General features: G+C 72.2%; 19 protein-coding genes. 9 read left to right on the top strand and 10 right to left on the bottom strand.

Translation table 11 applies throughout. The annotated features are described in order from the left end of the window. Positions 1 to 2: 2 nt before the first annotated feature. A complete protein-coding gene (locus AB0C20_RS06895) occupies positions 3 to 1,580 on the bottom strand; it encodes a Na+/H+ antiporter (RefSeq protein WP_357567550.1) in 1,578 nt (525 codons plus the stop codon). A gap of 113 nt (positions 1,581 to 1,693) precedes the next feature. Next, entirely contained in the window at positions 1,694 to 5,035 is a 3,342-nt protein-coding gene (locus tag AB0C20_RS06890) for a BTAD domain-containing putative transcriptional regulator (RefSeq protein WP_357567549.1), read from the bottom strand. Positions 5,036 to 5,173: 138 nt separating this feature from the next. Between AB0C20_RS06890 and AB0C20_RS06885 the strand changes: the two genes are divergently transcribed. From AB0C20_RS06885 to AB0C20_RS06875, 3 genes are all read left to right on the top strand, one after another. Further along, the gene (locus AB0C20_RS06885; RefSeq protein ID WP_357567548.1) at positions 5,174 to 6,052 is read left to right on the top strand and encodes an alpha/beta hydrolase; all 879 of its coding nucleotides are present in this window, start codon (positions 5,174 to 5,176) and stop codon (positions 6,050 to 6,052) included. A gap of 367 nt (positions 6,053 to 6,419) precedes the next feature. Then, positions 6,420 to 6,869, top strand: coding sequence for a hypothetical protein (locus tag AB0C20_RS06880; RefSeq protein ID WP_266303147.1), 450 nt, complete (start codon positions 6,420 to 6,422; stop codon positions 6,867 to 6,869). Further along, positions 6,866 to 7,264, top strand: a complete 399-nt coding sequence (locus AB0C20_RS06875; RefSeq protein ID WP_357182148.1) for a hypothetical protein — start codon at positions 6,866 to 6,868, stop codon at positions 7,262 to 7,264. Before AB0C20_RS06880 ends, AB0C20_RS06875 begins: the two co-directional genes overlap by 4 nt. A 43-nt stretch (positions 7,265 to 7,307) precedes the next feature. Here AB0C20_RS06875 and AB0C20_RS06870 read toward each other — a convergent pair whose 3' ends face one another. Beyond that, positions 7,308 to 9,458, bottom strand: a complete 2,151-nt coding sequence (locus AB0C20_RS06870) for a hypothetical protein (protein ID WP_357182145.1) — start codon at positions 9,456 to 9,458, stop codon at positions 7,308 to 7,310. A gap of 9 nt (positions 9,459 to 9,467) precedes the next feature. Then, the gene (locus tag AB0C20_RS06865; RefSeq protein ID WP_238686323.1) at positions 9,468 to 10,385 is read right to left on the bottom strand and encodes an SDR family NAD(P)-dependent oxidoreductase; all 918 of its coding nucleotides are present in this window, start codon (positions 10,383 to 10,385) and stop codon (positions 9,468 to 9,470) included. A 131-nt stretch (positions 10,386 to 10,516) separates the two neighbouring features. Here AB0C20_RS06865 and AB0C20_RS06860 point away from each other — a divergent pair, with 131 nt between their 5' ends. Beyond that, on the top strand, positions 10,517 to 11,335 hold the full coding sequence (locus tag AB0C20_RS06860) for a helix-turn-helix transcriptional regulator (protein ID WP_357182140.1): 819 nt from the start codon (positions 10,517 to 10,519) through the stop codon (positions 11,333 to 11,335). Between the two features lie 6 nt (positions 11,336 to 11,341). Here the strand turns inward: AB0C20_RS06860 and AB0C20_RS06855 are convergent, their stop codons facing one another. The 3 genes from AB0C20_RS06855 to AB0C20_RS06845 form a co-directional block, all read right to left on the bottom strand. Next, on the bottom strand, positions 11,342 to 12,109 hold the full coding sequence (locus tag AB0C20_RS06855) for a TetR/AcrR family transcriptional regulator (protein WP_357182137.1): 768 nt from the start codon (positions 12,107 to 12,109) through the stop codon (positions 11,342 to 11,344). Between the two features lie 89 nt (positions 12,110 to 12,198). Next, positions 12,199 to 13,833, bottom strand: a complete 1,635-nt coding sequence (locus tag AB0C20_RS06850) for an MFS transporter (RefSeq protein WP_357567547.1) — start codon at positions 13,831 to 13,833, stop codon at positions 12,199 to 12,201. Next, entirely contained in the window at positions 13,827 to 14,522 is a 696-nt protein-coding gene (locus tag AB0C20_RS06845; protein ID WP_357182131.1) for an SDR family oxidoreductase, read from the bottom strand. The genes AB0C20_RS06850 and AB0C20_RS06845 overlap by 7 nt, the downstream gene beginning before the upstream one ends. Before the next feature lie 162 nt (positions 14,523 to 14,684). Here AB0C20_RS06845 and AB0C20_RS06840 point away from each other — a divergent pair, with 162 nt between their 5' ends. The 4 genes from AB0C20_RS06840 to AB0C20_RS06825 all read left to right on the top strand — a co-directional run bounded on the left by AB0C20_RS06840 (position 14,685) and on the right by AB0C20_RS06825 (position 18,575). Then, complete coding sequence (locus AB0C20_RS06840) at positions 14,685 to 15,977, top strand: sensor domain-containing protein (protein ID WP_357182127.1); 1,293 nt, start codon at positions 14,685 to 14,687, stop codon at positions 15,975 to 15,977. Then, positions 15,965 to 16,630: a response regulator transcription factor gene (locus AB0C20_RS06835; protein ID WP_357182125.1), complete on the top strand. Its 666-nt coding sequence runs from the start codon at positions 15,965 to 15,967 to the stop codon at positions 16,628 to 16,630. Before AB0C20_RS06840 ends, AB0C20_RS06835 begins: the two co-directional genes overlap by 13 nt. A gap of 95 nt (positions 16,631 to 16,725) precedes the next feature. After that, the gene (locus tag AB0C20_RS06830) at positions 16,726 to 17,787 is read left to right on the top strand and encodes a Gfo/Idh/MocA family oxidoreductase (RefSeq protein WP_357182123.1); all 1,062 of its coding nucleotides are present in this window, start codon (positions 16,726 to 16,728) and stop codon (positions 17,785 to 17,787) included. A gap of 239 nt (positions 17,788 to 18,026) precedes the next feature. Continuing rightward, on the top strand, positions 18,027 to 18,575 hold the full coding sequence (locus AB0C20_RS06825; protein ID WP_357182121.1) for a DUF1062 domain-containing protein: 549 nt from the start codon (positions 18,027 to 18,029) through the stop codon (positions 18,573 to 18,575). A 184-nt stretch (positions 18,576 to 18,759) separates the two neighbouring features. Here AB0C20_RS06825 and AB0C20_RS06820 read toward each other — a convergent pair whose 3' ends face one another. The 3 genes from AB0C20_RS06820 to AB0C20_RS06810 all read right to left on the bottom strand — a co-directional run bounded on the left by AB0C20_RS06820 (position 18,760) and on the right by AB0C20_RS06810 (position 20,899). Then, positions 18,760 to 18,918 (bottom strand): hypothetical protein, encoded by a 159-nt coding sequence (locus AB0C20_RS06820; protein WP_357182118.1) that lies wholly within the window; start codon positions 18,916 to 18,918, stop codon positions 18,760 to 18,762. A 373-nt stretch (positions 18,919 to 19,291) separates the two neighbouring features. Further along, positions 19,292 to 19,513 carry a hypothetical protein gene (locus AB0C20_RS06815; RefSeq protein ID WP_030335934.1) on the bottom strand — a complete coding sequence of 74 codons (222 nt, stop codon included), beginning with the start codon at positions 19,511 to 19,513 and terminating at the stop codon, positions 19,292 to 19,294. A gap of 291 nt (positions 19,514 to 19,804) precedes the next feature. Then, on the bottom strand, positions 19,805 to 20,899 hold the full coding sequence (locus AB0C20_RS06810) for a PIN domain-containing protein (RefSeq protein ID WP_210784064.1): 1,095 nt from the start codon (positions 20,897 to 20,899) through the stop codon (positions 19,805 to 19,807). A 219-nt stretch (positions 20,900 to 21,118) separates the two neighbouring features. On the opposite strand from AB0C20_RS06810, the gene AB0C20_RS06805 reads away from it, so the two are divergent. Continuing rightward, positions 21,119 to 23,191, top strand: a complete 2,073-nt coding sequence (locus AB0C20_RS06805; RefSeq protein ID WP_357567546.1) for a glycosyl hydrolase family 28-related protein — start codon at positions 21,119 to 21,121, stop codon at positions 23,189 to 23,191. The last annotated feature ends 44 nt before the right edge of the window (positions 23,192 to 23,235 follow it).

The following is a 23,235-nucleotide window of genomic DNA, read 5'->3' as shown; positions in this document are numbered from 1 at the left end:
GATCACTCGTTGGGTCCGCGCCCCAGCAGCCGGATCTCCTCGTTGTCCAACGCGGCCTGGAGTTCCTGGAGCACCAGGTCGTCGATCTCCCGGTTGTCGCGCAGTCGGGTGACCTCGCGCCGCTTGTGGGCGAGGACGCCGAGGCGCAGTCGGCGCTCCAGCCGGCGCTCCTCGGCGGTGTTTCCGCCGCTCTCGTTGAGGTCCTCCAGATGCCGCCGGTACTCGGCCTCCAGCCGGCGCACCGAGTCATCCCGGGCACCGACCTCCGCGGCGACCTGCGGTAGGGCGGCCAGGCCCACCTCGGTGGCCCGCCGCCGGGCGTTGCGGGCCTCGTCGACGCGTTCCGGGTCGCCGCTCAACCCGGCCCAGCGCACCACCAACGGCAGGGTGGTGCCCTGAAGCAGCATGATCAGCACGATCACCAGCGCGGTGACGAAGATGATCAGATCGCGTTCGACCACCGGTCGGCCGTCGACCATCACCGTCGGCACGGCCAGGGCGGCGGCCAACGAGACCGCGCCCCGGAAACCGGACCAGCCCGCGACGGTCCCCACCCGCCAGGCTGAGGGACCTCGGCCGTCGTCGTCCACCATCCGGCGGCGTCGCAGCCGCGCCGACTGCGCGGTGAGGTAGATGAAGAGCAGCCGGGTGCCGATCACAACCACTGTGACCACCAGCACGATCAGCAGCGCCCGCTCGGGCGAGGTGCTGGTGATGCCCCGGACCGCGCGGGGAATCTGCGTACCGAGCAGGACGAACAACCCGCCGTTGATCAGGAAGGTGGACAGGTCCCAGAACGCGTACGCCAGCACCCGGGACCGGGCGCGGATCACCCGTGGGCCGGCGTAGGCCAGCACCAGGCCGGCGACCACCACCGCCAGCACACCACTGGCGTGCACGGAGTCGGCGAGTAGGAAGGCGCCGAACGGGGTCAGCACGCTGAGCGCGCCCTCGCGCAGCGGATCGTCGAGCCGTTTGCGGATCAGCACCACTGCGGCCCCCACCAGCAGACCCGCGACCACGCCGCCGACGCTGGCGCCGACGAACTCCTCGCCGATGCCCAGCACGCCAGGCTTGTCGCTGTGGCTGAGCAGACCCACTGCCACCGCGAAGACCACCAGCGCCGTGCCGTCGTTGATCAGGCTCTCCGCGTGCAGGGTGGTGAGCAGCTTCCGGGGCAGCCGCTTGGCCAGGCCGGTGACCGCTGCGGCGTCGGTCGGCGCGAGGACCGCGCCGAGCACCCAGGCGGCTGCGGGGTTCACCCCGAACGCCTGCGCGGCGAACGACACGGTGACCATGGTGAGCACCACCAGCACCACGGCGAGCAGCCCGATCACCGGCAGATTGGCCCGGATCTCCCGCAGGCTGATGGTGAGGCTCTCCCGGTACAGGATCGCCGGCAGGAAGATCAGAAGGACCAGGTCGGGTTCCAGGGTTACCTCGGACAGCGGCGGTGTGAGCCCGAGCAGTACGCCCAACGCGATGAGCAGGACCGGCGGGGCGACCCGGTACCGGCCGCCGAGGGTGGTGCCGACGAGGACGGTGAGGCCGAGCGCCACGATCAGGATGAGCGCCTCCACGCGTACACCCCCTCGGACCATGGCCGACGGCGGACGCGCCGGTGGTTCCATCTGACCGCACCCGCCGGTGCGTTCCGGCCCAAACCGGCAAGTCGCCAGGTAAGCAGGGGGGCTCAGGTTGGGTCGCCATCGCGGAAACGTGCGGTGAGCACCCGGGCGGTACGGCGGTGCTCGGCGGCTTCCTCGTCGCGGCCCAGAGCAGCGGCCAGATCCGCGAGGTGCCCGGCTACCGGGCCGACGGTGACCACTCCGCTGCCGGCGGCCAGTTCGGTGACGGCCGGGCGGAGCGCGGCGGCGACGCGTTCCATGGTCGGCCGGTCGTCGATGGCCAGCGCCGCCCGAGCGGTGAGGCACAGCCGCACCTCCCGCAGCAGGTCGTGCGGCCCGTCCGGCAGGGCCCGCAGTGCCGCTCGGGTGGCACTGCGGTCGCCGGCGGCGGCGAGCAGCAGGGGCTGCACCCAGGGCTCGTACGGGCCCCAGTCCAGCCGCGCCCAGCCCTCGTCGTCCGGCCCGGGAATCGGCCGCCCCTCGGCGACCAGGTGGGCGTCGCCTACTGGTGCGGCGTCGGCCAGGCGCAGGCCGAGCAGGGCGAGCGGCAGCAACCCCTGGGCCAGTCCCGGCATACCGTCGGCGGGTAGTCGTTCGGCGGCAGCGCGGTACGCCCGCGCCGCAGCGTCCGAGTCGCCGTCGAATGCCAGGCGCAGTGCGGCGTACCACCGGGTGAAGACGCCGACCAACGGCAGCTCGTACCGTTCGGCCAGGCGGTCGGCGGCACGCGCGTGCGCGTCGGCGGCGGGTCGGTCGGCCAGCGCACAGTTGGCCTGGACCAGAACGAGGTGGCCGAGCACCTCGAAGGTCACCAGGTGGTGCCGGGCGGCAAGCTCGACCAGTTCGAGGCCGATCCGGGCCCGCGTGTCGGCCAGACCGACGCGGTGGAAGGTGTGCATGAAGCGGGCGTTGAGCGCGAAGGCCACCAGCCCGGGATCGCCGATGTCGCGGGCGATCGTCTCGGCCTCGGCGGCGGCGCGGCGGCCACGATCGGTGGTGGTGCCGCGTAGCTCCAGCGCGAGGGTGCTCAGCAGCCGGCTGCGTTGCGCCGAGCCGGTCGGGCCGAGCGCGGTCAGGGCGTGTTCGGCGGCTCGGACGATGTGCCCGGAGAGCAGGTCGTCGTCGTTGCGCGTCCAACTGGCGGGCACGTCGAAGCCAGCCAGCGCCTGCTGGATCAGCAGGGGGTCGCCGGTGGTCTCGGCGACGGTGATCGCCTCGGCACGCCGTAGCCGCGCCTCGGCCAGCCGGCCCGTCACGGCCAGCGCCCGCCCCAGGCCGAGCAGCGCTGTCACCCGCCCACGCGGCTCGACACCGCCGGCCCTGTCGTACGCCTCGATCGCCTGGCCCCACAGGCGGGCGGCCTCGTGCGGGTTGCCGCCCCGTTCGGCCCGCTCGGCCGCCACCCGGGCGTACGTCGATGCCTCGGCGGCGTACACCGGCCCGCCGGCGCGCAGCAGGTGGTACGCGAGGGCCGCCGGCTCGACGGGTTCCCGCTGTCGCAACACCTCGGCGACGGCCGCGTGCCAGGCGGCGCGGCGCGGCGCGGACAGGTCGGCGTAGAGCGTGTCGCGGACCAGGATGTGGGTGAAGCGCAGCCGCCCGTCGGGCTCCCGTTCGGTGAGGAACCCGGCTGCCAGGGCGCCGTCCACGGCGTCCAGCGCTGTCGTCGGGTCACCGGCCAACACGCCCAGCACGTCCGGGTCGAGGTCCCGACCGAGCACTGCCGCCTGCCGCAGCACGGTACGGGTGGCGGCGGGTAGCTGCGCCAACCGGTGCCGGATCACGTCGCGTACCCCGGGCGGCACGGCGGCCAACCCCGCCTGCCCCGTGCTCTCGTAGAGCTGGGCCAGTTCGCGGACGAAGAACGGGTTACCGCCGCTGCGCTGGTGGATCGACCGGGCGGTGGCCGGGTCCAGTTCCGCCCCGACGATGGTGCCGGCCAGCTCGCCGGTCGCCGACGCGGGCAGGCCGGCAAGATACTCCCGGACCGGCTCCAGCCCTGCGGCGCGGGCCAGGGTGGCGGTCAGCTCCGGGCTGATCTCGGTGGCCCGGTAGCTGCCGAGGATCAGCACCGGCCCGCTGGCCGGCTGCGGGCCGGTGAGCAGTGCGGTCAGCAGGTCCAGGGTGTCGCCGTCGGCGCGGTGCAGGTCGTCGAGGACCAGCAGGACCGGCTTCCGGTCGGCGACCGCCGAGATCAGCGAGGCCACCGCGCGGTGTCGACGGAACCGCACTGTGGCGGGGTCAGCCGAACCGTCGGCCGGGTCGGCGGCGGGGGCGGTTGGGGCGGCGACGGCGGGGGCGGGCCCGGCGAGCGCGTCGGTGATCTGGGTCCACGGCCAGGCTGGTGGGGCGCCCTCGTACTCCGGGCTGTGTCCCCACGCCGTGGTCCAACCCTCGGCGGCGAGTCGCCGGGTCAGGGCCTCGGCAAGCGCCGTCTTGCCGGCGCCCGGATCGCCGCTGAGCAGGGCGAGCGTGGGCTGGCGGCGGCGGGACGCGGCCTCGGCGGAGTGTCGCAGCCGCTCCAACTCCGCGTCGCGGCCGACGAAGGGGCGCTGCTCGGTACGGACGGGTCGAACGGGCTCCCCGAGCCCGGGGGTGGCGGCCCGGTCGAGGGCCGGGGCGAGGTGCGGCGCCTGGGCCAGGATGTCGGCTTCCAGTCGTCGCAGCTCGGGCCCCGGGTCCACGCCCAGCTCGGTGACCAGGACGTGGCGGGCCTCCCGCAGCGCGGCCAGCGCGTCGCCCTGCCGGCCGGCGCGGTACCGGGCCGTCGCGAGCAGCCGCCAGGCGTCCTCGCGCAGCGGATGGCTGGCCAGGTGTGCCGGTAGGTCCGCGGCGGCCTCGTCCGGTCGGCCCACCGCCAGGAGCGCCTCCGCCCGCCGCTCGACGGCCAGCATCCGCAGCTCGTCCAGCCGGTTGATCTCCGCGACCGCCCAGGACTCGTTGGCGCAGTCGGCGTACGCGGGCCCGCGCCAGAGCCCGAGCGCCGACTCGAGCGCGGCCAGGGCCGGCGCGGGACGCCCGGCCGCCAGCAGCCGGGCCGCCTCGCCGACGGCCGCCTCGAACTGTCCGGCGTCCACAGCGTCCGGGGCGGCCTTCAGCGCGTACCCGGGCGGCTCGGTGACCAGGATCCGGGGTGCCTGGCGGGGTGGCCGGTCGGGTTCCAGGGCCCGGCGCAGGTCGGCCACGAAGGTCCGGATCGCGCCGACCGCGCCGTCCGGTGCGACCTCCCACAGGTCGTCGACGAGACGATCCACCGGCACCACCCGACCGTGGGCGATCAACAGCCGGCCCAGCACCAGGCGCTGCCGGTGTCCCCGCAGCGGGAGCGGGCCGCGCTCGGTAGCGGCGGTCACCGGCCCGAGTACGCCGAAGGTCACCGCGACGGGCGCCGTCAGCTGCCTGGTCATGGCACCAATCTAGGCCCGTGGCCTGGCCGGCACTGATCCGACGCTGACCGGCTGCTGATCACCGCCGGGCAGGCTCGGTGAGGTACGACGGCGACGGGCCGCTGCCCCCGCCGGCACTGCTCACCAGGAAGGTTCCCCGTGGACCCGAAGATCAACGGATTCGACTACCGACGCGTCACCGTCGCCGACGGGGTGACGCTCAATGCCGCCGTGGGCGGTTCCGGACCGGCGATCGTGCTGTTGCACGGCTTTCCGCAGACCCACCTCATGTGGCGGCACGTCGCCGCCGATCTGTCCGCCGACCACACTGTCATCTGCCCCGACCTGCGCGGCTACGGCGACAGTGACAAGCCCCTCGACACCGACGGCACCGGGTACGCCAAGCGCACAATGGCCGCCGACATCGTGGCGCTGGCCGGCGCGCTCGGTCACGAACGGTTCGCGTTGGCCGGGCACGACCGGGGCGCCCTGGTCGCGTTCCGCGCCGGCCTCGACCATCCGGCGGCGATCAGTCACTTGGCCCTGCTCGACGTGCTACCCACACTGGACATGTGGGACGTGTTGCACGGCGCCAGCGCCGCTGTGGCGTTTCACCTCTATCTGATGGCGCAGCCACCCGGCCTGCCCGAAGAGCTGATCGCGGGCAGCCCGGACGCCTTCTTCGGTCACTTCCTGGACGTCTGGACCCGTGATCCGGGCGCCCTGTCGGCGGAGGTGCGGGCCGCGTACCTGCGCGCGTCCCGCGACGCCGTTCCCTCGATCGTCGCCGACTACCGGGCGTCCGCCGGGGTCGACGTGACCCACGACGCCGCCGACCGGGCGGCCGGCAACCGGCTGCGGATGCCGGTGACGGTGCTCCAGCAGGACTGGGGTGCGGCGCTGGGCTACGACGCGGCGGCGGTGTGGCGGGCGTGGGTACCCGACCTGGACCACCAGACGGTCACCTGCGGACACTTCATGGCGGAGGAGGCCCCGGCGGAGGTGCTCCGGGCGCTGCGCGCCCTGCTCGCCCGTTGATCGATTGGCGACCCGGCCGCCGCCGTCACCCTGGGCAAGATATCCGACACTCATCGTCACCAGGTGGTCGTGCGGCCGGGTCGCCGCGCTGCACCCGTCCCACAGCCCCAAACCAGCCAGCAACGGACTCTGACCTGCGGGAATGCGACGTTACAGCAGGTGGACGCCAACCGGCCATCGGTGATACACAGGCAGATACCGGCAGCCAACGACGTCGAGTCCGCTCCATCTTCTCGCCCAACGACCGTCCACAGGCAACGCACCACTGGCCTCCGCCGCACGGACCGCAGCTCGACAGTCGCGACCCACCGAACGGCACTGGTCCACCGGGCGCTGCCGGACGCCGGTCCTCGACCAAGGAGTTGCCGTGGGAAACCTACGAATCCGATCCCGCCACCAGCCGTACGAGATCGCTGTCCTGGCCGCCGCACCGCTCTGCGGCATTCTCATGATGGCCCTCAACGTCCGGCCGACGTCCGTACAGACGTCGATGCCGCATCCCATCCAGGTCGCCTGGGAGTTGGGTCTGATCGCGGTGGGCGTGGGTGGACTACTGGGCATCCTCTGGCCCGGCCGGCTCTCCACCGGGCTCGGCCTCGAACTCGCGTCGGTACTGGTGCTCGGCACGCTCACCGGCATGTACTCGGTAGCCCTGTTGGTCATGTCGGGTCGAAATTCCATCGTCGCCACGTCGTTCGTGATCGCGGTGACGGTCGGGTCGCTCTGGCGGGCCGCGCAGATCGCCATCGATCTGCGTCGCCTGGCCCGAGCGTGCGAATTTGTGACCTACGAACAGTTGCAGGCAGGTGTCACGTGATTACCGCACCCGCACCGGCTGCACCCCACTGGGTGCAGGTGGCGCTCAGCGTGCTCGGCATCCTCGGCGGAGGCACCGGCTTGGCCGCCATCGCCACCGTCGTGGTGCAGCGCGGCAAGTTCAAGGCCGATGCCGCCGACACGCTCACCGAGGCCGCCCTCACGCTCGTGCAGCCGTTGCAGACACGGATCACCCAGTTGGAGGGCGAGGCGTTCAGCGCCCGGTCCGAGCTGGGCATGCTCCGCGAGCAGGTCAACCAGTTGCAGTTCGTGGTCCGGGTGCTCACCCGGACGCTGGACCGCTGGCGCGCCGCGATCCGTGCCCCCGACGCCACGCTCCGCAAGGTCCGAGCGGCGGTGGCGGAGTCCGACCGGATTCCCGGGATGGACCGTTGACCGCAGTGGGGTCCCCGTACCGCCCGGCCCGCGGCCGGCAGGCTCAGCCAGCACCACGAAGACGTTCGGCCAGTTCGCGCACCGCCGCCCGGAACTCGGGGTCGGTCTCGCCCGGATGGTGCCCCCGTAGCGGCGGCGCGGACCGCTCCCCCGGCGCCGGCAGCAGGTTCGGTGGGTCCCGCAACCGCCTGTCGACCTGGCCCGCCGGATCGGTCGGGTCCGGGGGTGGATCGCCGGGGCGGTGTGCGGCGAAGATCCAGCCACCGACCGGGTCGGTGTCCCGCCAGAGGTTGAGCCACCGCCACTCGACCCGCTCCCCTATCTCACGTAGCACCTTCTCATTGAGGTAGGCCGGGAAGAGCCGGGCGTACAGGCGGTCCAGCGGTGACCCGTAGGTGAGCAGCGCGACCCGTTGACGTACGCGCGGGGGCAGCCGCAGCACCGCGAGAGCGAGCAGCGCGGAGCCGTGGCTGTGCCCGCAGAGCAACACACCGACGTGCCGTTCGGCCAGTTGGCTGATCCGGTCGGCCAGTTCCGGCACCGCGCGGTCGGCGTAGCTCGGTGGTGCGAACGGGTGCGCGGCCCGGGGCCAGAAGGTGCCCAGGTCCCACAGGATGCCGACGTGCCGGCGGAACCACGCGGTCCGGTAGGCGAACACGCCGCCGGCCACCAGCGTGAGCAGCAACGCGGCGAGGAGAAAACTGCCCCCGCTGAGCCCCATCTGGACGGCGCCGGCCGGCAGCCCGAGCAGTTGCCGGGTCAACTCCTCCGGTTCGCGCCCGGTACGCCCCACCAGACTCGTGGCCAGTCCGACCACCGCGAGCACCGCGTACGCGGCGGCCAGCAGGCCCAACCACTCGGTGAACCGAGCCCGGGCGATCGTCTTCGTGGCCAGCCGTAGCCGCCCGACCGCCTCCGGTGGCACGACCGGAAAGTCACGGGCGGTGATCGCCGCCGCCGCACGCCGCCGGCGCCGCCGCGACACGACCGTCAACGCGCCACACACCAGCACCGCCGCGACCACGTGCAGGAAGAACGCCAGCAGCGTCCAGCGGTACGGCGACGGTGGCCCACCGTCACCGCGGTAGCCACCGAGCAACTCCCCCGTCTGGTAGACGAGGCCGGCGGAGAGCGCGCCGGTCAGGCCGACCGCGATGGCGGCGAGGACCGCCGCGCCCAGGCCACCCGGCAGCGCGGACCGGCCGCCCACCCGACCGCGCTGCCACAGCACCACCGCGCTGAGCAGCACCAGCAACATCATCTGGCCGAACAGCGCCACAGCCGCGAGCCCGTCGTAGCCGGGAAGCCCGGTCGCCGACGACCAGTCGCGCCGGTCGCTCGCCACCGTGGCGAGGGTCACCACGCTCAGGACGGCCGCCACGACGCCCGCCGTGCGGGCGGTCCAGGTGGCAGTTCGCGCGGTAGCCGCCCGGTCGATCAGTCCCGGAGCGGCGAGCAGACCGACGCAGGTCAGCAACACCGCCGCGCTGAGCGCCAGCAGCAGGGTCGTGGAGAACGTCGCGCCGCTGGCACGACGGGCCGTGAGCAGCACGACATCGAGTGCGGCGAGGGCTGCGGCCACGTGGATCGCGCGCAGCCGGTGCACCAGGGGCTCCACGGCCCACAGTGGGTTGTCGGCCGGGCCGGACCGACGGGTGCCGAGCAGGCGCAGGAGCGCTATGGCGGCGATCGGCAGGAACGCCAGCACTGCCAGTCGCTGCCCGACGTGCCGGCCGTCGAGCCCGGCCATGGTGTCGAAGGGCGGGCGGCAGCGGGCCGCACCGAGACACTGCCAGGCGAGCAGGTCGAGGGCGACTCCGGCGATGGACACCACGTACAGCACTGTGAGGTTGAGTGCGAGGAGCCGACACAGCACGCTGACCGCGGCGGCGCGGCGGCGACCGGTCGGGCGCATCCACACGGCCACGTTGCTGAGCATGAACGGCAGGAGGAAAACCATGGCGAGGGTCCGGCCGACGGTGCCCGAGGGCAGGTCCCCCCAGCGGTACGCCTCCAGCGTCACCCCGTCCGGGCCGACCCCGTCCGACCCGGCGGACCGGTGGAAGCCTCCGCTGCCGTCGCCGGCGACCTGCCGGACCTGCGGCTGGTCGAGGATGACCGTCGGGTCCGCCCCGGACACACCGTGCACCCGCAACTCCACCACGTCGTCTCGTCGCGGTTGGTCGCCGGCCATCGCCATCCTTCAGGCGATCAGGCCGGACGCCACGGTCCAGAGCCGCTCGGCGTTGCCCGGATCGACCGCGTACGCGGCCACGCCGCTGTAGTCGGCGGGCCGCTCGGTGACGACCGGGGCCTCGGCGCAGTCCTCGAAGTAGCGACCGCCGACGCCGTCCAGCAGCGGGGACGCCGCGAGCAACACCGAGGTCGCGGCGCCCTGTTGCGGGGTCTTGTGCATCTCCTTGGGCGACTTGAGCCCACCGGTGTGCTTCTGCAGGCCGGTCGCGATGGCGCCCGGGTTCAGCGCGTTGGAGTAGATGCCCTCGCCGGCCCAGCGGCGGGTGGCTTCCACGGCGAGCAGGGCCTCGGCGCTCTTGGACTGCCCGTAGGCCAGCAACGGGTCGTACGGCCGGAACGCGAAGTGCAGGTCGTCGAAGATCACCGGGGAGAAGAGGTTGCCGCTGGAGCTGACCGACACCACCCGGGCGCCGCCGGCTGCGGCGAGGGCGTCGTGCAGGCCGACTGTCAACGCGAAGTGCCCCATGAAGTTGGTGGCGAACTGCATCTCCCAGCCCTCGGCGGTGCGCTCCAGCTCGGGCAGCGCCATGATCCCCGCGTTGTTGACAAGGATGTGCAGCGGCTGGTCCCAACCGGCGACGAACTGGCGTACCGACGTCTGGTCGGCCAGGTCCAGCGCACGGACGGTGACCCGCTCCGCGCCGATGCTGGCCGCGATGTCGGCGGCGGCCTGCTCGCCCGCCGCGACCCGGCGGACCCCGAGCACGACCTCGGCGCCGGCGGCGGCGAGCGAACGGGCCGTCTCGATGCCGATACCGGCGGCGCCGCCGGTGATGATGGCCCGCTTGCCGCTCAGGTCGACCCCGGCGATGACCTCGTCGGCGGTCGAGGCGAAACCGAAGGGGGTCGTGATGCGCTCTGTCATTGCTGTCCCGTCTCTCGATCACGCTTACTCCGACACTGTCACCCCGACGGCAGGCGCTAGCCGGTTCCCTGTTTTTCCTGGTAGTGGCAGGACCAGGCTGGGCGGTCGGTGGCGGCTCCTACGATGGGCGGGTGAGCACGGCCGGCCCGCTGGGCGAATACCTGCGTGCCCGGCGCGAGCTGATCGGGCCGGGTGACGTCGGCTTGCCCGCGCACGGCCGTCGGCGGGTGCCGGGCCTGCGCCGCGAGGAGGCGGCGCTACTCGCCGGCATCAGCGCCGACTACTACCTCCGCTTGGAGCAGGGGCGCGACCGGCACCCGTCGACGCAGGTGGTCGAGGCGCTGGCGCGCGCGCTGATGCTGGACGCGGAGGCCGCGGCACACCTGCACGGCCTGGCCCGGCCGGTGCCGGCCCGCCGCGCGGCGCGACCCTCGGAGCGGGTGCCGGTGGGCATCCGGCAATTGGTCGGTTCGTGGGCTGAGACTCCCGCCTTCGTGCACGGTCGACACCTGGACGTGCTCTTCGCCAACCCCGCCGCGACCGCGCTGGCGCCGATCTTCACGACCGGGGTGAACCTGCTGCGCGCGGTCTTCCTGGACCCGAGCGTGCCGGCGCTCTATCCGGCTCTGACGGCGGTCGCGGCCAACGCGGTGGCTGGACTGCGCGCACAGGTCGGCCCCGAGGTGGACGACCCCCGCCTCATCGAGCTGGTAGAGGAGCTGACGGCCGGCAGTGAGCGGTTTCGCCGGTTGTGGGCCCGGCACGACGTCACGGCCCGTGCGGGCGGCGGGGTGCGGGTGTTCCAGCACCCGGAGCTGGGCGAGTTGGCGCTGCGCTACGAGAAGCTCACGATCAGCGGCACCACCCAGTCGCTGGTGGTCTATCACGCCGAGCCGGGCAGCCCGTCGGCGCGCTCGCTGGCCCGGCTGGCTCGACGGGCAGCACGCTAGGGCCGGCTATCGGTTGGCCGCCCGCTCGGCGACCACCACCGCGATCCCGTCGAGAACACGTTGCAGCCCGAACTCGAACGCGTACTCCGGGCCGTACGCGGCGCCGTGCTGCTGGCCGGCCGCAGTGCCGACCCGGGACGCGGTCGGGTAGGCGCCGGGCTTCAGGAAGGTCTCCAACCAGGGCGCGTGCGACTGCCACCACTGACCGTCGGTCATGCCCGTCTCGCGCTCCAGGTCGACCACCTCGGAGGCGGCCCGGGCTGCGCTCTTGACGTGACCCAGCACAAGGGTGAGCACCGCGTCGACCTCGACGTCGGTGAGCCCGATGTCGACGATCGCGCCGAGCTCGTAGTCGTACTTGGCCATCAGGTGCGGGCCGAGCACCGGTCGGGTCGTCTCGGCCCGCAGCATCCAGGGATGCCGCTGGTAGAGCGCCAGATTGTCGCGGGCGATCCGTTCCAGCCTGGTCCGCCAGTCGCCCTCGACGGTGGGGCGCGGCATCTCGCCGTACGCGGTGTCGATCATGACGGCGACGAGTTCGGTCTTGCCCGGCACGTAGGTGTAGACCGACATCGTGCCGACCCCCAGCGCCTCACCGACCCGACGCATGGTCAGCGCGTCGAGCCCCTCGGCGTCGGCGATGTCGATCGCGACCCGGACGATCCGGTCGACGCTGAGCGCCGGACCCGCGCTGCGGCTGGTCGGCTCCCGGGTGCGCCAGAGAAGGGCCAGGCTGCGGGCCGGGTCCGCTGTCGCCTTGCGCTCACTCGCCATGGTGCGGCCATCCTAACAACGCGGCCGTACGCAGTACGCCCTCGCCGGCCCGCTCCCGGGTGGTCCGCGCTGTCGCGCCAAGGCGTGCGTCAGAGCGCCTCGCGGTCGTCGGACAGCGTCGGACCGGCAGCGGCGGGCACCAGGTGTCGGACCTCCGGCTCCCCGTCGGTCAACTCCCGGGCCCGTTGCTCGGCCGCGCGGTCCTCACCGGTCAACCGGCCACCGTGCTGGCGCAGGTGCTCGTCCCAGGACGGCACGAGATACACCTCGACGAACCGGTCCACCGTCTCGGCCGGGCGGAACAGCCCCCAGCGCATCGCGCCGGTCCGCTGCCGCGCGCCACGCACCAGGTCCATCGCCGCCAGGAACCGTTGGGTCCGCTCCGGGCGGACGGTGTACTGCACCATCACCAGCACCGGTCCCACCCCCGGGTCCGGCTCGTGCGCCAGGTGCAGTTGCGGCCAGTAGGCCGCCGGTTCCCGGTCCACCGACCGCAGGTCCGGCAAGGGCCAGATCCGACTCGTCAGGGTGCCGACGAGCATCAGCGCCGCCGCCGCCAGGTACGCGAGGAGCAGCCCGGCCATCTCGGCCACCAGACCCCACAGCAGCGCGCCGGCGGCCTGTCCACCGGCGAAGCACACCTGGTAGACGGCCAGGCCCCGGGCCCGTACCCAGCTGGGCAGGAAGAGCTGCATCTCGGCGTTGACGTTGGCCAGCACCGTCACCCAGGCCATCCCGGCGGGCAGCAGGGCCAGCAGCACCAGCGGCACCACCCGCACGGTGCCGACCACTGTCAGCGCCACTGTGAACAGCGCCCCGGCGATCAGCAGGAGCTGGTTGGCCGACAGCCGGGCGCGGATCACGGCCAACAACACGCCACCCGCGATGGCGCCCACGCCGAGGGCGGCCAACAGCACCCCGTACCCGCCCGAGCCCAGCCCCAGCCGCCGACTCGCCACCAACGGCAGCAACGCCCACAGCGCGCTGGCCGGAACCACGAATACCAGCGCACGGCGCAACAGCCGGCGGACGGTTGGCGAGTGGCGTACGTAGCGGCTGCCGGCGCGCAACGCGGCGGTGAACCGCTCCGGCACCTCGACCGCGCGCGCGTTACCGGGACGCCAGCGCCACAGCGCGTACGCGAAGATCCCGAAGGCGACCGCGTTGATACCGAATACCGGGGCGACGCCGGTACGGGCGATCAGCACGCCGGCCACCGCGGGCCCGACCGCCCTCGCCACGTTCACGCTTATCGAACCGAGCGCGGACGCCGACCGCAGTTGGTCCTGCGGCACCAGCTCCGGGATCACCGCCGCCCAGGCCGGCAGGGTCAGCGCCTGCCCGACCCCGAACGCGAAGGTGAGGGTCAGCAGCAGCGCCGGCGGCATCCGGCCGGTCAGGGTGAGCAGCGTCAACGCCACCGCCACCGCCACCAGGAAAAGCTGCACGGCGATCAGCAGGTGCCGGCGGTCGAAGCTGTCGGCCAGCACCCCGGCGGGCAACGCCAGCAGCAGCACCGGCAGCAGACTGGCGGTCTGCACCAGCGCGACAAGGGTGGAGGCGTTGGAGTGGTTGATCAGCAGCCACTGCGCGCCGACGGTCTGCATCCAGGTGCCGATGTTGGCGGCGAGCAGGGCAAGCCACAGGTTGCGGTAGACCGCCGTCCGCAGCGGCGCCCAGGCCGAGGCCGGACGGTCGGCGGGTCCGGCTGCGGCCGTCACCACCGCCCGTCCGCGCGCAGCACGCGCTCACCGGAGACGTAGAGGTCGTCGGGTTCGAGCAGCAGCAACCGGACGACCTCGGTGGCGACCTGTTCGGGCATGGCGTACACCTCGTCCAGGAACTCGGCGCCCACCCGTTCCTGTAGCCGCGTCGGCATCGGCCCGGGATGCAGCTGCATCACCTTGACCCGGTTGCTGTGCTGGGCCTCGGCCAGCGAGTCGACAAGGCTGTTGCCGTAGCTCTTGGTGGCCCGGTAGACGGGGATGCCGGGCCGGGGGGCCGCCAGCGCCAGAGCGCCGATGTAGACGACGTTGCCGTGGCCCTGTCGGTGCAGGTGCTGCACCGACTCCCGCAGCAGGTACGTGATGCCCAGAACGTTGATCTCCACGGCCCGGCGGATGTGTTCCACCGACAGGTCCCCCAGGTCGCCGCCCGCCCACATGGAGGCGCAGGCCGCCACCCCGTCGATCGTGCCGTAGCGCCCGACCACATCGGCGAACCCGTCGCGGACCTGCTCGTAGGAGGAGATGTCGCAGACGGCGCCGTCGCAACCCAGCTCGTCGGTCGCGGCGGCGACCTCGGCCGGCACGTCGCCGAACACCACTACCTGATGCTCGTCGACGAGCAGTCGGGCCACCGCGAGGCCGAGACCGCTGGTCCCGCCGACCACCACGAAGGTTCTGGCACCCATGTCTCTCCAGCCGCCGCCAGCACAGGTCACGCGGGCCGCGTGACGGCGCGTTCTTCCCGTTTCCGAACCCCGCACACCCGTTCGCGGGTATTGCTGGGCATACCCCGAAGAGTGGATCTGGACGGCTGGGGCACCCGGTCGCACCCGATTAGCGTCTTCTGCATGACCACGGAACACCCTTCGCACCTGGCCGAGGCGCTGCGCCGCCGCCGCTGGCTGATCTCCGCGTGGCCCTGGCGCGCGCTGGCCTACCTGGTGACCACAGTGCCGATCGCCGGCGTGCTCGGCGTCGGGCTGCTCGTCATCGGCGCGCCACTGCTGGCCGCCGTCAACGGGCTCCGCCAGCACGGCCGACCGCCGAGCATCGCACTGATGCTGTTCCTGGCGACCGGCAGCCTCACCCTGTTGGCGTTGGCCCCGCTGGTGAGCTTCCCGGTGGCCATCGTCGAGCGGTGGCGGGTCGGGCTCGTCGACGGTCGTCCACCGTCGCCGTCGCCGTGGCCGGGCCTGGTCGCCCGCTACCGCAGCGCCGCGACCTGGCGGGAGGTGGCGTACCTGTTCTGGCTGGGCGGGTTCGCTCCGGTCGCGTACTGGGTGTTCCTGGTGCTGGTGCTGCTCGACCTTGGAATGATCTCCAGCCCCTGGCTGGCCGGCGACGCCAACCAGCCGGTGGTGATCTGGCAGCCGATCGACAGCACCGGCGAGGCCATTCCGTACGCGATCGTGGGGGTGCTGCTCATCCCGGTTCTCTGGTATGCCGTCGGTCTGCTCGCCGCCGTCCAGGCAGCCGTGGCCCGGTGGTTGCTGGCCCACCCGGTGGACGCGGCGGCGCTGCGTGAGGTCACCCGCTCCCGCACCCGACTGGTCGGCGCGTACGAGGCCGAACGCCGCCGCATCGAGCGCGACCTGCACGACGGCGCACAGCCCCGGCTCACCAGCCTCACTCTCCAGCTGGGGCTGGCCCGGCTGGACGTACCCGAGGACTCCCCCGCCTCCCGACCACTAGCCGTGGCGCACGACCAGGCCCGGGGTCTGATGGTGATGCTGCGGCAGTTGGTGCACGGCATCCGCCCGCAGAGCCTCACCGACCTCGGCCTGGCCGGCGCGGTACGCGAGCTGGCCGACGCCGCCACCATCCCGGTCGCCGTGCACGCCGACCTGCACGACGAGTTGCCGGAGATCGTGGAGACCACCGCCTACTTCGTGATCTCCGAGGCGCTGGGCAACCTGGCTCGGCACGCCCGGGCGACCCGCGCCGACGTACGCCTCACCCGGGTCGGCGGTGACCTCGTCGTCGAGCTGACCGACGACGGCCACGGCGGTGCCGACCCGGCCCGGGGTACCGGCCTGACCGGGCTCGCCGACCGGGTCGCCGCCGTGGACGGCCGGCTGCTGCTCTCCAGCCCGCCCGGCGGGCCTACAGTGGTCCGGGTGGAGCTGCCATGTCGTCGGTGACCCGGGTCGTGCTCGCCGAGGACGAGGTGCTGCTGCGGGAGGGTCTGGTCGCGCTGCTGACCCGCTTCGACTTCACTGTGTGCGCGGCCGTCGGGTCCGCACCGGACCTGCTGGTGGCGGCCCGCGACCACAGACCGGACCTGGTGCTGACCGACATCCGGATGCCGCCGGGCCGCCGCGACGATGGGCTGCGCGCGGCCGTCGCGCTGCGCACCGAGCGACCTGACCTCCCGGTCGTGGTGCTCAGCCAGTTCGTGCAGACCGGGTACGCGGCGGCGCTGCTGGACAGCGGCGACGGCCAACGCGTCGGCTACCTGCTCAAGGACCGGGTCGCCGAGGTCGCCGAGTTCGTCGACACGCTGCGCCGGGTCGCCGATGGCGGCACCGCCATCGACCCGGACGTGGTCCGGCAACTGCTGCACCGCCCCCGCGACCCGCTCGCCGCGCTGTCCGCCCGGGAACGCGAGGTGTTGGCGCTGCTGGCCGAGGGGCGGTCCAACGCGTCGATCGCCGGCCGGTTGCACGTCAGCGAGGCGGCGGTCGGCAAGCACGTCGGCAACATCCTGCTGAAGCTCGACCTGCCCCCCAGCGACGACACCAACCGGCGGGTGCTCGCGGTCCTCACCTACCTGCGCGCCGACCCGGTGAGCTGACGGGCCGAGATCGGGCCCGACCGCCCCCGGCGTAGATTCCTTTCAGCGGTACCGGCGCCAGGTCAGGGCGCGGACCAGGGAGATGGGGGCACGGCATGGCGAAGGCGCTGCGGGTTGGTCTGCTGGGGTACGGGCTGGCGGGTCGGGTGTTCCACGCGCCGCTGATCGCCGCGACTCCAGGGCTGCGGCTTGACGCCATCGTGACCCGTGATCCGCAACGACGCGAGCAGGCGCGACAGCACTTCCCGGACGCCCGCCTGGTGGACGACGCCGACGATCTGTGGCGTACCCCGGACGCCCTGGACCTGGTCGTGGTGGCGACGCCGAACCGGCAGCACGTGCCGATGGCGCGCGCCGCGCTCGCCGCCGGCCTGCCGGTCGTCGTCGACAAGCCCCTCTCCCCGACCGCCGCGGAGGGCCGCGTGCTGATCGACGAGGCCACCGAGCGAGGGGTGCCGCTGACGGTCTTCCAGAACCGGCGCTGGGACGGCGACTTCCTGACCGTCCGCCGCCTGGTCGAGCAGGGCGAGTTGGGGCAGGTGCTGCGCTTCGAGTCCCGGTTCGAGCGGTTCCGTCCGACGATCAAGCCGGGCTGGCGGGAACTCGCCGGTCCGGAGGAGGCCGGCGGCGCCCTCTTCGACCTCGGCGCCCACCTCGTCGACCAGGCGGTGCAGTTGTTCGGTCGGGTCGAGCGGGTCTACGCGGAGGTGGACCGCCGCCGCGCGGGCGCGGCCGTCGACGACGACGCCTTCGTGGCGTTGACCCACGCCAACGGGGTCCACTCGCACCTGTGGATGGGCGCGGTGACCGCTCAGCTCGGGCCGCGCCTGCGGGTGCTGGGCGACCGGGCCGGCTACACCAGCTACGGGCTGGACGTGCAGGAGGCGGCGCTGCACGACGGTGGTCGACCGGACCAGCCGGGTTGGGGCGAGGTCCCGTCGGACCGCTACGGCCTGCTCGGCGTCGACGGTGACCTGCGGCCGGTGCCGACCGAACCTGGCGCGTACCAGAGCTTCTACGCCCAGGTGGCGGCTGCGCTGCGCGACGGCACGCCGATGCCGGTGGACCCCCGGGACTCGGTCCACACTGTCGAGTTGATCGAGCTGGCCCACCGGTCGGCGGCCGAGGGTGTGGTGCTGCCGGTCCCGACCGTCTGACCGGGCCGGAACACCCGGCCGGTCGGCACCTCCCGCCACCCGGGCTCCTGACGCGTACGCGAAAACCAGTGGAGCGGCGCCGTCGTGCGCCGTTACCGTGCTGCGCAACGTGGTCGTCTAGGCAAGGACGTGCCGTTGTACACCCTGTGAGACCTCCCGAGAGCTGATCTGTCGCGCGTCGCGCAGTTGCGCCGCGCTCCTTTTTGCTGCGGACTTCTCACTGAGACCGGTGTACTTCTGTGCTCAAAAATTGGGCCGTCGTGCCCACCTGCCTGCCCATCGTTCACCGCCGTTGCCACGCGTGCGCGTCCCACCGCCTTCGGGCGAGCGGCAAGTTCCGTGTCAACGCCAACCACAAGCTCCTCGACGTCTGGCTTCTCGCGCTCTGCACCGGGTGCGGGGAGACGGCCAAGCTCACAGTCCTGGAGCGGATGACGGTGCGCTCCATCCCACCCGAACTGCTGGACCGGCTCCATGCCAACGACCGGGGCCTGACCGCCGAACTGCTTCAGGATCCGGCCGTCCAGCACCGGAACCGGTTCGTCCTGGACTGGGACAACGCCTGGCGTCTCGACACCGGCGGATCGGAGCACCTGGACCTCGACGTGATCGACGTCGCGGTCCGCAACGCGGCACGGATCCCGGTCCGGCCGACCCGTCTGATCGCTGAGGGTTGCGGTCTGTCGCGGGGCGAGGTCGACCGACTGATCATGGATGGGACTGTCGTTTCGGCGTTCCGGTTGAGCGGCAAGCTCTCCGGCGACTTCACCTTCACGCTGAAGCGCTGAGCCCCTCGCTGGCCGACAGTGGGCCTGTCCGGCAGGACGCCGGGCAGGCCCTGTTGGCGGCGGGGTTGGGCGGCCAGCACGTTGATCGACTCGGTTTCCCTGAAAGCGCGGGGTCGGACCGCCTCCAGCACCGCAGTTTCACGGAAACCGAGTGGATCTTGCCTGCTGTCCGGTTCCGGTGGCCTCAGTCGGCGTTCTGCTCGGAGCGAGCGTCGTCCGGCGCGCGGGCGTCGTCGTCGGTCAAGGCGTCATCCGACGTCGTGGCCAGGTTGGCGAGCCGGCGCTCGGCCTCCCGGACCTCCTCGTCGAGCCTGGGGTTCTCCTCGTCGGGGCCCTGCGACATGTGCGACCTCCATCGGGCGCGACCGGCAGACCCACGTGTACCCGACCTGAGGGCGGAGACACGGAGGTAGCCACGACGCCTTGGTCACGTGATGGGAAGTAGCCGGGTGCTGGGCACGCACTGAAGGGCTCTGGAGAGGCCGTGGCGAGCTGGCGGCTGCCGTGTCGCGACAACTGCTCGCAACTGGATTCGGCATTGGTGCTTCTGGCCGACGTTGCTTCCGTCATGCTTCAGAAGCGGTGACCTGCGAGCTGGACATTCGGCAGCTGAACCACTGAGCGGTTGCGGCGGACCAACGTACCGAGCGCCGGGCCGGTCGGCGGGCGCGCCGGGCTGGAGCCCGGGAGCGTTGCCGACCCGGCCCGGTGCCGGATCAGCGCTGCTTTAGCTCGCGCCAGGATGGGTGGGTGCCGCGCCAGGCGTCGGCGAGGATGGCCGCCGAGGCCCGGCTTGGGCACTGCTGCACCCGCTCACGACCCGACGCCCCACCGATCTGGGCGCGGACCTCCCAACCCTGCCCGTCAGTACGGATGTACACGTCCCGGCGCCCGCGCGGGGTCGTGTCTCCGTTCCACCAGTGCTCCTCCACCTTCATTCGCCGACCGTATAGCAATTCCCGCGCCGAGGGTACGGCGCAGGTATGCCCGGACCGGGGCAAGGGCGACAATCCAGGCGCATTTCGGGCCAACCGTTGACGGTTCGAAACCATAACGGGCGGTTCTCCCGCTCCTGACTTGCGAATCAGGAACCCCGCCCCACTCTGCACCCTCCCCGCAACTCCCACCCCCAGACCTTGTTGATCAAGAGGTTCGCGTCAACAATCGCGTTCCCGGTGACGCGAACTTCTTGATCAACGCGAGACCGGCAGGGAGAGGGGGCGGCGCGGTCAGGTTTGGGTTGTCAGGAGGTAGTCGTCGGCTTCGGGGCTCCAGCGCAGGTCCAGTACGCCGGCGGTGGCGGCGGCCTTGCAGAACTGCAGAAAGCTGCGGTAGCCGAGCTTCTTCTCGCTGAAGTCGGGGCGGGCCCGGCGTACCTGGTTCTTCAACCCGGACAACGCCACCGGGTTGCCGCCGCTACCCAGGTCCGCCACGACGCCCCGGAGTAGGCCGAACGCCACCTCGCGGTCGCCGTGCTCGGGCAGCGAGACCTCGGGGTCACCCTTCGCCGGGCCCTCGGCCAGCTCGATCACGTTGCGCTCGGCGAGGTGGCGCAGCAGTTCGCCGAAGGTGCGGAAGCCGTAGTCGGACTCGCTGAAGGTGGGGTCCTTGCGCAGCAGGGTGCGCTTGAGCCGGGAGGCGGTGACCTCACCGTTGGCACTGCCCTGCAACCCGGCGACCGACTGGGCGACGAGCACGGCGAGGGCGTCCACGTCGCGGCCGGGCTCCTCCCCCGCCGGCCGGCGGTCCACCTCCGGCTCGTGCTCCCGCTCCGGCTCGGGTGGGCGTTGCTCCGCGCCGGCCTGGCGGGTGGCGGGACGGGCGCGGCGACCACGGGCCGGCGGGATGTCCACGCCCTCCAGCCGGTCGTAGTACAGGAACTCGTCGCACGCCGGGGGAAGCAGTCCCGAGGTTGACCCCTCGACCCCGACGCCGATGACCCGCTTGTTCAGCTCGCGCAGCTTGTGCACCAGCGGGGTGAAGTCGCTGTCACCACTACAGATCACGAAGGTGGAGATGTAGTCACGTTCGAACGCCAACTCGATAGCGTCGACGGCCATCTTGATGTCCGCGGCGTTCTTACGGGACGCGCCCATCCGCTGCGGGATCTCGATCAGCTCGACGTGGGACCGGGTGAGCATCCGGCGGTCCTCGTCGAAGTAGGACCAGTCGGCGTACGCCCGGCGGACCACCACCCGACCTCGTTCGGCCAGCGCGTCGGCGATGGGCCGGAAGTCGAAGGCCGCGCCACCGCGATGGTCGCGCGCCCCCAACGCGAGGTTCTCGTAGTCGAGGAAGAGGGCAATCCGGTCTTCTTGATCCACGCGGATCAGCCTACGCCGGGCGTGAGCTGGCTGGGGCGGGCGACGCGCGACACCTCAACTCGACGACCGTCCATTTCTTGCGGCCTGATAGTCGTTTATTTTCGTTGTTCGATAGGCGTCTTGCAGTGCCCTGTCTGGTGCTGCATCATGACGATCAATGTCGGGCGTCGGGGGAACGCCGGGCGGACCTCCACCACCACCCACCCAGGAGGGTCACCGATGTTTCGCAGCCTCACGCCGGCGCGGGGACGCCCCGGCCGGCCCAGCGGCACCGCCGTCGCGCTCGCGGCCGGTCTCGCCGTGCTGGTCGCCGGGCCCACCGCGGCCGCCGCCAGTCCACCCGGGTCCGCCGGCGCGCAGCCGGTGGTCACCCGGGCCGCCCTCGATCCGGCGCTGGTAGCCGGACGCGGCGCGGACGTCGACTTCCTCGAGCAGGAAGCGGAGAACGCCCGCACCAACGGCGAGATCATCGGGCCCGACCGGTCCGCCTACACGTTGCCCGCTGAGGCTTCCGGCCGCCGCGCGGTCCGGCTCACCCCCGGGGAGTACGTGGAGTTCGTCCTGCCCAGCGCGGCGAACGGGATCACCGTGCGGTACAGCATCCCGGACGCGCCGCAGGGCGGTGGGATCACCGCGCCGCTCAAGGTCGCCGTCAACGGCAAGCACCTGCGCACCATGACGCTGACCTCGCAGTACTCGTGGCTCTACAACCAGTACCCGTTCACAAACGACCCGCAGGCCGGGCTGCTGCACCCAGACTGGTGGATCACCGAGTGCCAGTGCGTGCCGTCGGCCACCACGCCGTACCCGAGCATCGACAAGCCGTTCCGGCCCACCCACTTCTACGACGAGCAGCGGCTGCTGCTCGGACGTACCTACCGGGCCGGCGACACGGTCCGGCTCACCGCGCCGCCCGGTAGCGCCGCCGCCTGGACCGTCATCGACCTGCTCGACTCCGAGTTGGTCGCGCCGCCGCACGTCCGGCTGCTCGCCGCGAACGTGCTCGCGTTCGGCGCCGACCCCACCGGCCGGCGGGACTCCGCCGACGCGCTGGACCGGGCCATCGCCTTCGCTCGGCGCGCCCACTTCAAGGTGTACATCCCGCCGGGCACCTACCAGGTCAACCGGCACATCATCGTCGACGACGTGAGCATCGAGGGCGCCGGCAACTGGTACACCACCATCAAGGGCCGCGAGGTCGCCCTGCCGACCCCCGCGCCGGATGGCTCGGTGCACACCGGAGTCGGGTTCTACGGACGGGACGCCGCCGACGGCGGAAGCCGTAACGTGCACCTCTCCGGCTTCGCCATCGAGGGCGACGTGCGGGAGCGCATCGACACCGACCAGGTCAACGCGATCGGTGGGGCGATGAGCGACTCCACCATCGACGGGCTCTACCTGCACCACACCAAGGCGGGCCTGTGGTTCGACGGCCCGATGCGCAACGTCCGGGTCACCAACAACATCATCGTCGACCAGATCGCCGACGCGCTCAACTTCCACACCGGCGTGACCGACTCCCTGGTTGCGCACAACTTCGTCCGCAACACCGGCGACGACGGCCTGGCGATGTGGTCGGAGAAGACGGCCAACGCGCGGAACACGTTCGACCACAACACAGTGCAGTCACCGACACTGGCCAACGGCATCGCCATCTATGGCGGCACCGACACCACCGTCTCGCACAACCTGGTCGCCGACCCGGTACGCGAGGGCAGCGGTCTGCACGCCGGGGCCCGCTTCGGCGCGGAGCCGTTCACCGGGTATCTGCGGTTCACCAACAACACCACAGCCCGCGCCGGCACGTACGAGCTGAACTGGAACATCGGGTTGGGCGCGATCTGGGTCTTCGCCCTGGATCGCAGCATCGAGGCGCCCATCGAGGTGACCGGCGACGCGTACCTGGACAACACGTACAACGCGATCATGCTGGTCAGCGACTGGCCGGTGAAGGATCTCTACTCGATCTCCGATGCGCGCTTCCGGGACGTCCGGGTCGACGGCACCGGCACCTCGGTGGTCAGCGCCCGCGCGGCCGGGTCCGCCTCGTTCGCCAACGTGGACGCCCGCAACGTTGGCGCGGTCGGCGTGAACAACTGCGGATCGTTCCACTTCACCCCGGCCGGTTCGGAGTTCACACTGACCGACCTCGGCGGCAACGACGGCGGGTGGCTCGCGCCGTGGCTGCTGCCCAACACCATCACCTGCGACGACCGGCCGCCCGTGTCGCCGCCCCCGCCTCCCGCGCAGTGGTCCCGAGGCTGGCCGGGATGTGCCAGAGGTAGATGGTGACCGCTCGAGCGTTGACCACCCGGAGCACGGCGCCCAGCGGCACC

Source organism: Micromonospora sp. NPDC048843 (assembly GCF_040649965.1).
Lineage (GTDB): Bacteria > Actinomycetota > Actinomycetes > Mycobacteriales > Micromonosporaceae > Micromonospora > Micromonospora hortensis.
This window is presented reverse-complemented; position numbering and strand designations above follow the sequence as displayed.